Raw genomic sequence first — 12,957 nt, 5'->3', positions numbered from 1 at the left:
GTGTTTATGCAACGAGGAATAGTCTGGGTCGTCGATGATGATAGTTCCATCCGTTGGGTGCTTGAGCGTGCTCTCGCCGGGGCAGGGTTGACCTGTACCACCTTTGAGAATGGTAATGAAGTACTGGCTGCGCTGGCCAGTAAAACGCCGGACGTCTTGCTGTCGGATATCCGAATGCCGGGAATGGACGGGCTGGCGCTATTAAAGCAGATTAAACAGCGTCACCCGATGCTTCCGGTCATCATTATGACCGCGCATTCCGATTTAGATGCCGCCGTGAGCGCCTATCAGCAGGGGGCGTTTGATTATCTGCCTAAACCGTTTGATATTGATGAAGCCGTCGCTCTGGTCGAGCGCGCGATTAGCCACTATCAGGAGCAGCAGCAGCCGCGTAATATCGAGGTTAACGGCCCGACAACAGACATGATAGGCGAAGCGCCCGCCATGCAGGATGTGTTTCGCATTATTGGTCGGCTGTCGCGTTCTTCGATTAGCGTGCTGATTAACGGCGAATCAGGAACCGGGAAAGAACTGGTCGCCCATGCGCTTCACCGCCATAGCCCACGCGCCAAAGCGCCGTTTATCGCACTCAATATGGCGGCCATCCCGAAAGATTTGATTGAATCCGAACTGTTTGGCCATGAGAAAGGCGCTTTTACCGGGGCGAATACCATCCGGCAGGGCCGTTTCGAGCAGGCTGACGGCGGCACGCTGTTTCTGGACGAAATTGGCGATATGCCGCTGGATGTCCAGACTCGTCTGTTACGCGTGCTGGCTGACGGACAGTTCTACCGCGTGGGCGGGTACGCGCCGGTAAAAGTGGATGTGCGCATTATCGCCGCCACCCACCAGAACCTCGAACGACGCGTTCAGGAAGGGAAATTCCGCGAAGACCTGTTCCACCGCCTGAACGTGATTCGTATCCATCTTCCGCCGTTGCGTGAACGCCGTGAGGATATTCCGCGCCTGGCGCGCCATTTTTTGCAGGTCGCCGCCCGTGAATTAGGCGTGGAAGCCAAATTATTACATCCAGAAACCGAAACGGCGTTAACACGCCTGGCATGGCCTGGTAACGTGCGTCAGTTAGAAAATACCTGCCGCTGGCTCACCGTCATGGCCGCCGGACAGGAGGTATTGATCCAGGATTTACCAGGCGAACTGTTTGAAGCCTCGGCGCCGGATAGCCCGTCTCACCTGCCGCCGGATAGCTGGGCGACATTACTGGCGCAATGGGCGGACCGCGCCTTGCGATCCGGTCATCAAAACCTGCTTTCTGAAGCGCAGCCAGAACTGGAAAGAACGCTACTGACCACGGCGTTACGCCATACGCAGGGTCATAAACAGGAAGCCGCCAGGCTGCTCGGTTGGGGGCGAAACACCCTAACGCGGAAGTTGAAAGAGCTGGGAATGGAGTAAACATTACCCGCGAGTGTAAAGATTAATAATTGAGCGCAAAACGCTGCTATTTTGCGCTTTACTGTTCCGATGAGTTCAGTATGATCATGCCCGGCAAACGGGGGGATTCATTATGTTAGAATCTATTATTAATCTGGTATCGAGTGGAGCGGTCGACAGCCACACGCCACAAACTGCGCTAGCCGCCGTGTTGTGTGCCGCGCTGGTAGGACTGTTCAGCTGACAGTGTGCCGGATGGCGCTAATGCTTATCCGGCCTACAGGTTGTCGCAACGTGTAGGCCCGGTAAGCGCAGCGCCACCGGGCAACCCGGCTAAATGACGCGCGAGAACTGCTGCATCCGCGCTTTCTGGCGCAGATACGCGTCAAAGCACATGCAGATATTGCGGATCAGCAAACGACCTTTCGCCGTCACCTGAATTCCCTTCTCGCTAATATCCACCAGCCCATCTTTCGCCAGCGGCGACAGTAACTGCAAATCTTCGGCAAAATACTCAGCGAAATGCAAACCCCACTGCTGTTCGACAGCGTTAAAATCCAGGCGGAAGTTACAAATCAGCGCCTTGATAACATCACGACGAATGCAATCATCACGGGTCAGCGTAATACCACGCCATAGCGCATTGCCCCGCTCATCCACTTGCTGGTAATAACGCTTCAGCTCTTTCTGGTTCTGCATGTAGCCATCGCCAATCATGCTGATAGCAGAAACCCCCATCCCCAGCAGATCGGTATCGCCCTGGGTCGTATAGCCCTGAAAATTACGGTGCAGCACGCCTTCGCGCTGCGCGACGGCCAGTTCGTCGTCCGGACGGGCAAAATGGTCCATCCCGATAAACTGATAACCAGCCTGAGTAAGCGATACGATGGTCTCCTGCAAAATATCCAGTTTCTGCTGCGCGCTGGGTAAATCGGCATCTTTAATTTTACGCTGGGCGGCAAAAAGCGTTGGCAGATGCGCATAGTTAAAGACGCTCAAACGATCGGGGTTCAGTTCCGTCACACGCTTCAGCGTGAAAGCGAAGCTTTCCGGCGTCTGTTTCGGTAGACCGTAGATCAAGTCGATATTGGTCGAGGTAAAGCCGATATCGCGGGCGTGATTAAGCAGCGCAAAGATGAATTCTTCATCCTGCTCGCGGTTAACCAGGCGCTGCACCTCTTTATTAAAGTCCTGCACGCCCATACTCAGGCGGTTAAAACCTTCCGCACGTAAATGATCGAGCACATCCAGCTCAATTTCACGGGGATCGACTTCGATCGAGATTTCCGCGTCGGTATTAAAGTGGAAATTTTCACGCAACAGCGTCATTAAGCGGCTGATTTGCGCTTTATTCAGGTAAGTAGGCGTACCGCCGCCCCAGTGAAGCTGGCTGACATGACGGTCTGCAAACAGCGGCGCGCGATAGCGAATTTCCTGCTCAAGCGCGTCAAGATACTGGTCAGCTTTATGCTGTTGGCGGGTGACAATCTTGTTGCAGCCGCAGAAATAACACAACTTGTGACAAAACGGGATATGCACATACAGCGAGAGCGGACGTTCAGGATAACGCGCCACAGCCTGCAAGAATGCGGCGTCCTCGAAGTCTTCAGAAAACTCCAGCGCGGTTGGGTACGAGGTATATCGTGGCCCGGAATAGTTATATTTCTGGATCAGGGCCAGATCCCAGTCTATTTGCTGTTCAGACATGCTCACTCCTTCCGATGGCGTCTCTGGCGAGTACGGCGTACCGGCTTCACGCCATGACGGGCGGCAAGCCGGCTGCGCAGCCATTTCTGTCGCCGCGACAATCGCTGTAGTTTAACGAATAACCACACCAGATAACATATAACCGGAAGGGTTATAAGCAGGACGGGCAAGCCCACGGTGTAAACCCGTTAGTTGCCGCCTCTTAGCAGGCGCATCATATCTTCCTGCTTCTCGTCCTCTTCGTCGTCTTCTTCGTCGTCATCGTAAGACAGACCAAGCTTCTGCATCAGTTCATCAATACGATCCAGTTTGGCATCTACCCAGGCTTGATCTTCCGCACTCAGGGTTTCGCCCGCTTCCAGACGTTCTAACAGCGCATCCAGGCGCTCATCCGTTTCCAGTAAATCCAACTCCGCCTGCGGTGAAAGCATAGGTTTCTCACTTTTCGGTTTATGCTGTTGGGTCACTTTTTCAGTCACGCCCAATGGAACAGGTGTTTTACTGCCAATACGTGGATCTTTTTGTTGATTCTGATTGCCGCCGCCCGAAGCGGAATTGCCGCCCGCCGCGCGACTTCCCGGCGCATGACCGCGATGTTTTTTCAGGCGTTTACGGTCGCGCGCCTCCTGGTTTAACTCTTCACGCGTTTTACGACGCTGTTTGCCAAAGGCTTTACTGCGCGGTGCAGAGGTTGGTTTTTTCATGATGTCAGATCTTTAAGCCGTTTTATTCAGTATAGAATTGAGGCGGAATCTAGCAGAAAGCAAGCAAAGAAAAAAGGCGACAGATTACTCTGCCGCCTTTTTTCTTGACTCACGACCCTTAACGGGTTCCACCATCCCTGTTGGCTATCAACACGCCCTGTTTTTCCCTTAGCCTGGAACATTCCATGTTGTTTCCATTTCCTTTTACTAACGTCTCCGGACGTTTGTCTTCCTGACAATCCTGTGTCTTCGCCTCCTGGCGCTCCTGACCCTCATCCTGAGTCGTTGATCCTGTTAGCGTCCTCGCTATGTGCATTACTTTACTCTTTTGGGGTAAACTCACAAGATACCGACACGGCAAATCCCTTTTTTTCAGACAATTACCTTTCTATAAATTCATGATTTAACTATATTAACTGGCTTTGAGCCAGACAACGACTCTGTCATGTCGCATAAGTGCAATGGTCAATGTCTCACAAAGCGTATGGCTTTTACTTACAGCACCGCCGCGCCGAAAAATCCGTCTTTTGCTGGCGTTCAGGTATAATCGCCACAATGCTTTGACTGACGGAGACGACCGCTTTGACTAACCTGAATTATCAACAGACGCATTTTGTGATGAGTGCGCCTGATATTCGCCATTTACCTTCCGATTGCGGAATTGAAGTGGCTTTTGCTGGCCGTTCCAATGCAGGCAAATCCAGCGCCCTGAACACGTTGACCAACCAAAAAAGCCTGGCGCGCACCTCTAAAACGCCGGGCCGTACCCAATTGATTAACCTGTTTGAAGTCGTAGAGGGCAAACGGTTGGTCGACCTGCCGGGCTATGGCTATGCGGAAGTCCCGGAAGAGATGAAACGCAAGTGGCAACGCGCGCTGGGGGAATATCTGGAGAAACGTCAAAGCCTACAGGGCTTAGTCGTTTTAATGGATATCCGCCATCCGTTGAAAGACCTCGACCAACAGATGATCCAGTGGGCTGTAGAGAGCAATATCCAGGTTCTGGTTCTACTGACCAAAGCGGACAAACTGGCCAGCGGCGCGCGCAAGGCGCAGTTGAATATGGTACGTGAAGCCGTGCTGGCTTTTAATGGCGATGTGCAGGTAGAAGCGTTTTCCTCGCTGAAAAAGCAGGGCGTGGATAAGTTACGTCAGAAGCTGGATAGCTGGTTTAGTGAACTGGCACCGGTCGAAGAGATTCAGGACGGGGAATAATCACCCGCTATGCCGGATGGCGCCGCTGCGCGTCTTATCCGGCCTACGGTGTGAGCGAAACTTTTCTTGCGCACAATAAAAAACGCCCCAGTCATAAACTGACTGGGGCGGCTAAAATATTCAGCCAAATCCGATTACGTGAAGTAAAAGGTCTGAAAGATAGAACATCTTACCTCTGTACCCTACGTGAATAACTTTACTCTTTTTTGAGCAACACAGAAAGACCTTTTCGTAATTTTTTTTCATTCTTTACATAGGGAATTCTAATACCCATCACAAAACCCCCGTGCTTATGTTGCTTAATTACGAAAAAAGCGCGTTATTCCTTAAATGCTTAGTGCGCTTGATCCCAATTTTCCCCGCTACCGACTTCTACCAGCAACGGCACATCAATACGCGTGCAGTTTTCCATCAACTGATGGATACGTTTTGCTACCGCATCTAAGTCGTCTTTATGCACCTCGAACACTAATTCATCGTGTACCTGCATAATCATCCGCACGCGCGGCTGCTCGGCCTGTAGCCAGGCATCGACGGCAATCATGGCGCGCTTGATGATATCGGCAGCCGTTCCTTGCATGGGAGCATTGATCGCCGCGCGTTCCGCCCCCGCGCGCCGCGCCGCGTTGCTGGATTTAATATCCGGCAGGTAAAGGCGGCGTCCCTCCAGCGTTTCCACATAGCCTTGTTCTTTTGCCTGAGCGCGGGTGCGCTCCATATATTCCAGCACGCCAGGGTAGCGTTCGAAGTAGAGATCCATATACTTCCGCGCCTCTTTACGCGGAATATTAAGCTGGCGAGAAAGACCGAAGGCGCTCATCCCGTAAATCAGGCCAAAGTTAATGGCTTTCGCACTTCGGCGCTGTTCCCCGGTCACGCTATCCAGCGGCAAGCCAAAGACTTCCGCCGCCGTTGCGCGGTGAATATCCTTCCCTTCGGCGAACGCCGTGAGCAGTCCTTTATCCCGGGAAAGATGCGCCATAATACGCAGCTCAATCTGTGAATAGTCCGCAGACACGATGAGATAATCCTCAGGCGCAATAAATGCCTGACGAATGCGACGGCCTTCTTCATTGCGCACCGGAATATTTTGCAGGTTCGGATCGGTGGACGATAAACGTCCCGTCGCCGTTACCGCCTGATGATAGGACGTATGGACGCGCCCGGTTTTCGGGTTAATCATCAGCGGCAGCTTATCGGTATAGGTGGATTTTAGCTTCGCCAGACCACGATACTCCAAAATCACTTTCGGCAGCGGATAGTCCAGCGCCAGCTCTTCCAGCACCTCTTCCGACGTTGACGGCGCGCCGCCAGGCGTTTTCTTCAACGGCTTAATACCCTGCTTTTCAAACAGGATAGTCTGCAACTGCTTCGTCGAGGACAGGTTGAACGCTTCGCCCGCAATGTCATGCGCTTTCTTTTCCAGTTCCGCCAGACGTAGTGTGATTTCTTCCGAATGTTTGTGCAGGACGGCAGGATCGATTTTTACGCCATTGCGCTCAACGCGTGACAGTACCGGCACCAGCGGCATTTCGATGTTTTCGAAAACATTCAGCGGGCCTTTGTGCTGCTGGAGCTCAGGCCACATTTTGAGATGCAACTGTAACGTGACATCCGCATCTTCTGCCGCATAGCGCCCCGCTTCCTCCAGTGCGATCTGGTTAAAGGTGAGCTGGTTTTTACCTTTACCGGCAATGTCTTCAAAGGTGATAGTTTTGTGCTTCAGCCAACGATCGGACAAGCTGTCCATATCATGGCGTCCGGCGACGCTGTTCAGAATGTAAGACTCAAGCATGGTATCGAAGGCGATACCGCGCAGCTCAATACCGTAATTTTGCAAGACGCCGCGATCGTACTTGAGGTTTTGCCCCACTTTGCGCACTTTTTCATCTTCCAGCAGCGGCTTCAGCAGTTCCAGAGCACGCTGGCGGGAGATTTGATCCGGAGCGTCCAGATAATCATGCGCGACAGGTACATACGCGGCAACGCCAGGTTCGATGGCAAACGAGAGGCCCACCAGGTTGGCGGCGATATTATCCAGGCTGTCGGTCTCCGTGTCGAAAGCAAAAACTGGCGCTTTTTTCAGCTTTTCAATCCAGCTTTCCAGCGTAACGTCGTCCAGAATCGTGACATAATTTTCATAAGAGAGCGCCGCTGCCGGTTCGCTGGGCGATTCATCAATAACGACCGTTTCCTGCGGTTTGGCCGCCGGTTTCGCGCCCTTTGCCTGTAGCCACTTGCCTGACTCAACGTCTGCCGTCCAGCGCTTAAACTCATATTTTTTAAACAGGCCCAGCAGTTCATCCGCAATCGGCTGCTGCACTTCAAGCTGTTCGCAGGTCAGCTCCAGTTCAACATCCGTTTTAATGGTGGCGAGTTTATAAGACAGGTACGCTACGTCTTTATTCTGCGCTAATTTAGCGGCCATCGTTTTGGCGCCGCGGAAAGTGAGACCGGCAATTTTTTCCGGCTCGGCGTACAGCGTATCCAGGCCGCCCAATCCCTGAAGCAAGGCTTGCGCCGTCTTCTCACCCACGCCTGGTACGCCCGGAATATTATCCGAGGAGTCCCCCATCAGCGCCAGAAAGTCGATAATCAGCTCAGGCGGCACGCCGTACTTATTAACGACTTCATCCGGGCCGAGGATGGTGTTAGTCATGGTGTTGATCAGCGTAATATTCGGCGTCACCAACTGTGCCATATCTTTATCGCCGGTGCTGATTAATACCGGACGCCCCACCTTCTCCGCTTCTCGCGCCAGTGTACCGATAACGTCATCCGCTTCTACGCCAGAGACCGCCAGCAGAGGTAACCCCATGGCTTTAACCATGGCATGTAACGGCTCTATTTGCGCACGCAGATCATCCGGCATCGGAGGACGATGCGATTTGTAGTGTTCAAAGAGCTCATCACGGAAGGTTTTTCCTTTGGCGTCAAACACCACCGCAGCATGCGTCGGCTGATACTGCATGATCAGGCTGCGCAACATGTTGAGGACACCATACATTGCGCCCGTAGGTTCTCCCGCGCTGTTGGTTAACGGCGGAAACGCATGATAGGCGCGATAGAGATAGGATGAGCCATCTACGAGAATAAGTGGGTTTTCTGGGATCTGAACCATAATGTCCGTGCCTGTTTAACAGATTATGGTTAAAGGATGCCACATACAGGAGGAAAACTTGAGTTTTTCGCCGCATTTGCGGAAAAGTTTTGTCGATCTTCAGGATCGCTCGCAAAACAACCTGTGGATAACTTTGTGTGTAAATTCTTACCATTACTTTAAAATCAGCGCGATAGCCTTCTCATCTTAATAATTACCCATTATTTTCAATGAGTTGTTAACATCACGTTTTTCTGATTATCTGATTCATGCCGTTATCATAATGTGGATAGTTGTTACGAGTGTTTCTATTTCACTCAGCGCCATCATTAGCATCGTTTTCTGATAGAATCAGCCCCTTGCGCCCTTTTCGCGCACCGTTTATGGCTAACTTTTGAATAATTTATTATGACGAGAATACTCGCGGCTATCACGCTCCCATTGAGTATCGTATTGACCATCCTGGTCACTATTGTTTGCTCAGTACCGATCATCGTTGCCGGTATGGTAAAGCTCCTTTTGCCTGTTCCCGGTATCTGGCGCAAGGTCTCCATTTTCTGCAATTTCATGATGTATTGCTGGTGTGCTGGTCTTGCAGCGCTGTTACGCCTTAATCCGCACTTGCAATGGGATGTAGAAGGGTTAGAAGGGCTGAGCAAGAAAAATTGGTATTTACTGATTTGTAATCATCGCAGCTGGGCCGATATCGTTGTGCTTTGCGTTCTGTTCCGCAAGCATATCCCAATGAATAAGTACTTTCTTAAACAGCAATTGGCCTGGGTGCCGTTCATCGGCCTGGCGTGCTGGGCATTAGATATGCCGTTTATGAAGCGCTACTCCCGTAGCTACCTGCTCCGACACCCCGATCGACGCGGCAAAGATGTTGAAACAACTCGTCGCTCTTGCGAAAAGTTTCGTCGGTATCCCACCACTATCGTTAACTTTGTTGAAGGCTCGCGATTTACGCATGAGAAACGTCAGCAAACGCATTCACCTTATCAACATCTGTTGCCGCCAAAAGCAGCCGGTATTGCAATGGCGATTAATGTTTTAGGCTCACAGTTCGATAAGCTGCTTAATATTACGTTGTGTTACCCAAACAACGATCGTCACCCCTTCTACGATATGCTAAGCGGTAGGCTGACGCGTATTATTGTTCGGGTGCAACTGGAACCCATAAATGAAGAACTGCACGGCGATTACGTGAACGACAAAACATTCAAACGCCGTTTTCAACGTTGGCTTAATACGCTGTGGGATAAGAAAGATATACAGATAGAAGAGATTAAAACATCTTATAAAAACGCCGGTCAGTGACCGGCGTTCTTTTTATTTTTTATCAACCAAATATTTCACAGTATCAGCATACTGCTGAACAAAAACATCCATGCTGCTGGTATCCATGCCTTGTGGGTTAATCTGGTATTTGCCATTGACGAACATCGCCGGAACGCCCTGCAGTTGCAGGTCAGCCGCGGCTTTCTCCTGTTGCGCAACCAGTGATTTCACCACGAAGCTGTTCCATGCCGCATCGTAATCTTCGCCTTTGACGCCCGCATCAACGAACACTTTACGGATATCCGCGGCAGATTGTACTGTCTGGGTTTTCTGTACGGCTTCAAACAGCGGGACCGTGACTTTATCTTCTACACCCAACGCCATCGCCACCGCCCATGCCTGGGTGAGCTCCTTGCCCAACGGCCCCAGGAACTCAACGTGGTACTTGGTCATTTTGGTGCCTTCCGGCAGCTTTTTCTTCACATTGTCAGACACATGAAGCACTTCTTCAAACTGATAACAATGTGGGCAGTAGAAGGAGAAAAACTCCAGTACCTGGGGTTCGCCAGCGACCGGTTTATCCAGCGTGATATACTGTTTACCGTCGCTGATCTGTGCTGCCGAGGCGCTAAAAGCTAAAACCATACCAGCCAGCGCCAGCCAAATCTTTTTCATGATCAACTCTCTCCGATTAATACATTGGCGTTAATTGTAAAGGGGGTTCGTGCAAAATTTTAGTCTGCTCAATAAAAGTCGTTGTCTGTCGCTGCCAGTAATCTTCCCCTGTTAACCAGGGAAAGTTTTTTGGAAACGCAGGATCGCCCCAACGACGAATCAACCAGGCAAGATAATAAACTAAACGCATGGCGCGTAAAGGTTCAATGAGACCAATTTCAGCCGTATCGAACTCACTAACTTCTTCATAAGCTTCAATAATGGTTTCAAGCTGCATTCGCTGTTCGGCTTTGTCGCCATTCAGCAGCATCCATAAATCCTGTATCGCCGGGCCGTTACGGGCATCATCTAAATCGACAAACAGCGGTCCATCACGCCATAGAATGTTGCCGGCATGACAATCGCCGTGCAATCGCAGCGTGGCGAAATCGGGGCGCCAGCATTCGGTAACTGCAGACAGTAGAGTATCAGTGGCTTTCAGGAAAGCCGCTTTTTGCCCGGAGGGAATCAGTGCGGCATCTTCGAATACCTGGCGAGGTTCAAAAAGATACTCTGCAAGCCCAATGTCAGGCCGGAAAGTGAAAGGACGTTTTCGCCCCGTCTGATGCAATCGACCAAGATAACGCCCTACCGCCTCCATCTGATCGATATTATCTGCTTCAAACTGACGACCGCCTACGCTGGGGAAAATGGCATAATGATAGCCCTGATGCGCTAACAGTGTCTGGCCATTAAACGCGAGCGGAGCAGCAACCGGAACCTCATCCTTCACCAGTTCAAGCGCGAATTGGTGTTCTTCCCGAATTTGATCAACAGACCAGCGTTCAGGACGATAAAACTTAACGACAAAACGTCGACGGTCTTCATCCTGAAACTGATAGACGCGGTTTTCATAACTGTTTAGTGGAGTCAGCCCGGAATCCACCCTGATCCCCTGTTCAAACAGCGCATCCATGATGGTTTCCGGGTGTAGCGTCTGGAAAGTAAAAGCGTTGTCGTTCATCCCATCATCCGGAAAATACTACGAATGATTCAGGATATCATTTCGTGACGATTTCGGTGGCGCCGCTTACAAGGTTTTACTCTTTAATAACGCCGCGGGCGCGTAAAAGCGCCGTTTTAAAGTCCTCTTCATAGTCTTTTTGAATCCCTGGAATGGCGGCGTCTTTGGCGGAATCACGCATTTTCAGATGGTAGATCAGGATATCATCAGTTAAATCTTCCAGTTTGCCGTCAAAACCTGACTCTTTCGCCAGTTTCTGCAAAAATTGCGTCAGATTAAGATCAGGCTCTTTCTGCCAGGCTGGCTGGAGGAGTTCAATGACTTCATTCAGGCGTTTACATTTCATAGCTGTGCTCCTTATTCTTGATACAGACACGGTAGCAGGGTCAATCCCACAATAAAAGAGGCGATATCGGTGAATCTGGATGAAGTAATAACCGGCGTGGTGCTGGCAGGCGGTAAAGCCCGGCGGATGGGAGGTGCGGATAAAGGTCTGCTTGAACTGGGCGGGAAACCGCTCTGGCGACACGTTGCCGACGCGCTCGCGCCACAACTTACTACGGTCGTCATTAGTGCTAATCGCCATCTGGATATCTACCAGGCCAGCGGCCTGAAAGTCATTCCGGATTCAATCGCTGACTTTCCCGGTCCGCTGGCGGGTATGCTTTCCGTTTTTCAGCAGGTAGCAGGCGACTGGTTTCTGTTTTGCCCCTGTGATAATCCCTGTATCCCCCACAACCTGGTCGATCGTTTAGCAGCGCAGCGTCATGGCGCACCCGTGGTTTGGGTTCATGATGGAGAACGCGATCATCCAACGATCGCGTTGATTAATCGTGCCGTTGAGCCCCAGTTGACAGATTATTTGCAAGCAGGCGAGCGGCGGGTAATGATTTTTATGCGCCAGGTAGGCGGACACGCCGTTGATTTCAGCGATTGTAAGGAGGCATTTGTGAACGTCAACACGCCGGAGGAACTCGCGCAATGGCAAAAGAGACCATGATACCGCTACTCGCCATTGCCGCATGGAGCGGCACGGGAAAAACAACACTGCTGAAAAAACTGATCCCAGCACTTTGTGCGCACGGTATTCGGCCAGGGTTGATTAAGCATACCCATCATGATATGGATGTCGATAAACCGGGTAAAGATAGCTACGAATTACGTAAGGCCGGGGCGGCACAGACGCTGGTTGCCAGTCAGCAGCGCTGGGCGTTAATGACTGAAACGCCGGGGCAAGAAGAGTTGGATCTGGCATGGCTGGTGAGTCGGATGGATGCATCAAAACTGGATATGGTGCTGGTAGAAGGGTTTAAACACGAAGCAGTTGCGAAGATCTTACTTTTTCGCCAGGGATGTGGGCACAGCGAGGAAGAATTAATTCTTGATGAGCATGTTATTGCGGTTGCCAGTGATATTCCACTTGCCGTAGCGGTACCCGTTTTGGATCTTAATGATGTATCGCAGATTTCTGCCTTCATTTTGCGGTGGTTAGAGAAAGCACGTTCCTTGTAGGCCGGATAAGGCGAAGCTGCCATCCGGCGGTGCCGGTTGCCTGATGGCGCTGCGCTTATCAGGCCTACATTTTTACAGTTACCACACACGCAAAAAAGCCCGTCCGTCTGGATGGGCTTCTTCACTAAATTGATGCCTGGCAGTTTATGGCGGGCGTCCTGCCCGCCACCCTCCGGGCCGTTGCTGCGCAACGTTCAAATCCGCTCCCGGCGGATTTGTCCTCCTCAGGAGAGTGCTCACCGACAGACCACAGATAAAACAAAAGGCCCTGTCTTCCGACAGGGCCCTTCGTTTTATTTGATGCCTGGCAGTTCCCTACTCTCGCATGGGGAGACCCCACACTACCATCGGCGCTACGGCGTTTCACT

Annotated in this window: 13 protein-coding genes; 6 read left to right on the top strand and 7 right to left on the bottom strand. The window is 51.4% G+C overall.

All coding sequences use genetic code 11. The features are described 5' to 3' along the window. Positions 1–6 precede the first annotated feature (6 nt). A complete protein-coding gene (gene glnG, locus ACLJZ5_RS19005; RefSeq protein ID WP_001188782.1) occupies positions 7–1,416 on the top strand; it encodes a nitrogen regulation protein NR(I) in 1,410 nt (469 codons plus the stop codon). Between the two features lie 112 nt (positions 1,417–1,528). Further along, positions 1,529–1,639, top strand: coding sequence for a YshB family small membrane protein (locus tag ACLJZ5_RS19000; RefSeq protein WP_001578131.1), 111 nt, complete (start codon positions 1,529–1,531; stop codon positions 1,637–1,639). A gap of 89 nt (positions 1,640–1,728) precedes the next feature. Here ACLJZ5_RS19000 and hemN read toward each other — a convergent pair whose 3' ends face one another. From hemN to ACLJZ5_RS18985, 3 genes are all read right to left on the bottom strand, one after another. Then, complete coding sequence (gene hemN, locus ACLJZ5_RS18995; protein ID WP_024798127.1) at positions 1,729–3,102, bottom strand: oxygen-independent coproporphyrinogen III oxidase; 1,374 nt, start codon at positions 3,100–3,102, stop codon at positions 1,729–1,731. Between the two features lie 188 nt (positions 3,103–3,290). Further along, positions 3,291–3,806: a Der GTPase-activating protein YihI gene (gene yihI, locus ACLJZ5_RS18990; protein ID WP_000743292.1), complete on the bottom strand. Its 516-nt coding sequence runs from the start codon at positions 3,804–3,806 to the stop codon at positions 3,291–3,293. Between the two features lie 118 nt (positions 3,807–3,924). After that, complete coding sequence (locus tag ACLJZ5_RS18985; protein WP_001541209.1) at positions 3,925–4,149, bottom strand: hypothetical protein; 225 nt, start codon at positions 4,147–4,149, stop codon at positions 3,925–3,927. Positions 4,150–4,388: 239 nt separating this feature from the next. Here ACLJZ5_RS18985 and yihA point away from each other — a divergent pair, with 239 nt between their 5' ends. Beyond that, entirely contained in the window at positions 4,389–5,021 is a 633-nt protein-coding gene (yihA, locus tag ACLJZ5_RS18980) for a ribosome biogenesis GTP-binding protein YihA/YsxC (protein ID WP_000183331.1), read from the top strand. 334 nt (positions 5,022–5,355) lie between these two features. Here yihA and polA read toward each other — a convergent pair whose 3' ends face one another. Further along, complete coding sequence (polA, locus tag ACLJZ5_RS18975; protein WP_024798126.1) at positions 5,356–8,142, bottom strand: DNA polymerase I; 2,787 nt, start codon at positions 8,140–8,142, stop codon at positions 5,356–5,358. 387 nt (positions 8,143–8,529) lie between these two features. On the opposite strand from polA, the gene ACLJZ5_RS18970 reads away from it, so the two are divergent. Continuing rightward, entirely contained in the window at positions 8,530–9,438 is a 909-nt protein-coding gene (locus ACLJZ5_RS18970) for an acyltransferase (protein WP_000196900.1), read from the top strand. 12 nt (positions 9,439–9,450) lie between these two features. Here ACLJZ5_RS18970 and dsbA read toward each other — a convergent pair whose 3' ends face one another. The 3 genes from dsbA to ACLJZ5_RS18955 form a co-directional block, all read right to left on the bottom strand. After that, the gene (gene dsbA / locus ACLJZ5_RS18965) at positions 9,451–10,074 is read right to left on the bottom strand and encodes a thiol:disulfide interchange protein DsbA (RefSeq protein WP_000725364.1); all 624 of its coding nucleotides are present in this window, start codon (positions 10,072–10,074) and stop codon (positions 9,451–9,453) included. A 16-nt stretch (positions 10,075–10,090) separates the two neighbouring features. Then, positions 10,091–11,077: a serine/threonine protein kinase gene (locus tag ACLJZ5_RS18960; RefSeq protein WP_000999260.1), complete on the bottom strand. Its 987-nt coding sequence runs from the start codon at positions 11,075–11,077 to the stop codon at positions 10,091–10,093. Positions 11,078–11,153: 76 nt separating this feature from the next. Next, positions 11,154–11,423, bottom strand: coding sequence for a YihD family protein (locus ACLJZ5_RS18955; RefSeq protein WP_000649858.1), 270 nt, complete (start codon positions 11,421–11,423; stop codon positions 11,154–11,156). Positions 11,424–11,492: 69 nt separating this feature from the next. Between ACLJZ5_RS18955 and mobA the strand changes: the two genes are divergently transcribed. Continuing rightward, positions 11,493–12,077: a molybdenum cofactor guanylyltransferase MobA gene (gene mobA / locus ACLJZ5_RS18950; RefSeq protein WP_024798125.1), complete on the top strand. Its 585-nt coding sequence runs from the start codon at positions 11,493–11,495 to the stop codon at positions 12,075–12,077. Continuing rightward, positions 12,074–12,589, top strand: coding sequence for a molybdopterin-guanine dinucleotide biosynthesis protein MobB (gene mobB, locus ACLJZ5_RS18945; RefSeq protein WP_010989085.1), 516 nt, complete (start codon positions 12,074–12,076; stop codon positions 12,587–12,589). The genes mobA and mobB overlap by 4 nt, the downstream gene beginning before the upstream one ends. Positions 12,590–12,957: the final 368 nt, after the last annotated feature.

The sequence above is a fragment of the Salmonella sp. 5800 genome, assembly GCF_046558195.1.
GTDB lineage: Bacteria > Pseudomonadota > Gammaproteobacteria > Enterobacterales > Enterobacteriaceae > Salmonella > Salmonella enterica.
Note: the sequence above shows the minus strand (reverse complement) of the source record. Positions and strands in the feature narration are given on the sequence as shown.

Coding starts and splice junctions, on each gene's coding strand:
- polA (WP_024798126.1), bottom strand. CDS start 8,142: ATGGTTCAGATCCCAGAAAACCCACTTATTCTCGTAGATGGCTCATCC.
- glnG (WP_001188782.1), top strand. CDS start 7: ATGCAACGAGGAATAGTCTGGGTCGTCGATGATGATAGTTCCATCCGT.
- ACLJZ5_RS18955 (WP_000649858.1), bottom strand. CDS start 11,423: ATGAAATGTAAACGCCTGAATGAAGTCATTGAACTCCTCCAGCCAGCC.
- ACLJZ5_RS18960 (WP_000999260.1), bottom strand. CDS start 11,077: ATGAACGACAACGCTTTTACTTTCCAGACGCTACACCCGGAAACCATC.
- ACLJZ5_RS18970 (WP_000196900.1), top strand. CDS start 8,530: ATGACGAGAATACTCGCGGCTATCACGCTCCCATTGAGTATCGTATTG.
- yihI (WP_000743292.1), bottom strand. CDS start 3,806: ATGAAAAAACCAACCTCTGCACCGCGCAGTAAAGCCTTTGGCAAACAG.
- mobB (WP_010989085.1), top strand. CDS start 12,074: ATGATACCGCTACTCGCCATTGCCGCATGGAGCGGCACGGGAAAAACA.
- hemN (WP_024798127.1), bottom strand. CDS start 3,102: ATGTCTGAACAGCAAATAGACTGGGATCTGGCCCTGATCCAGAAATAT.
- ACLJZ5_RS19000 (WP_001578131.1), top strand. CDS start 1,529: ATGTTAGAATCTATTATTAATCTGGTATCGAGTGGAGCGGTCGACAGC.
- dsbA (WP_000725364.1), bottom strand. CDS start 10,074: ATGAAAAAGATTTGGCTGGCGCTGGCTGGTATGGTTTTAGCTTTTAGC.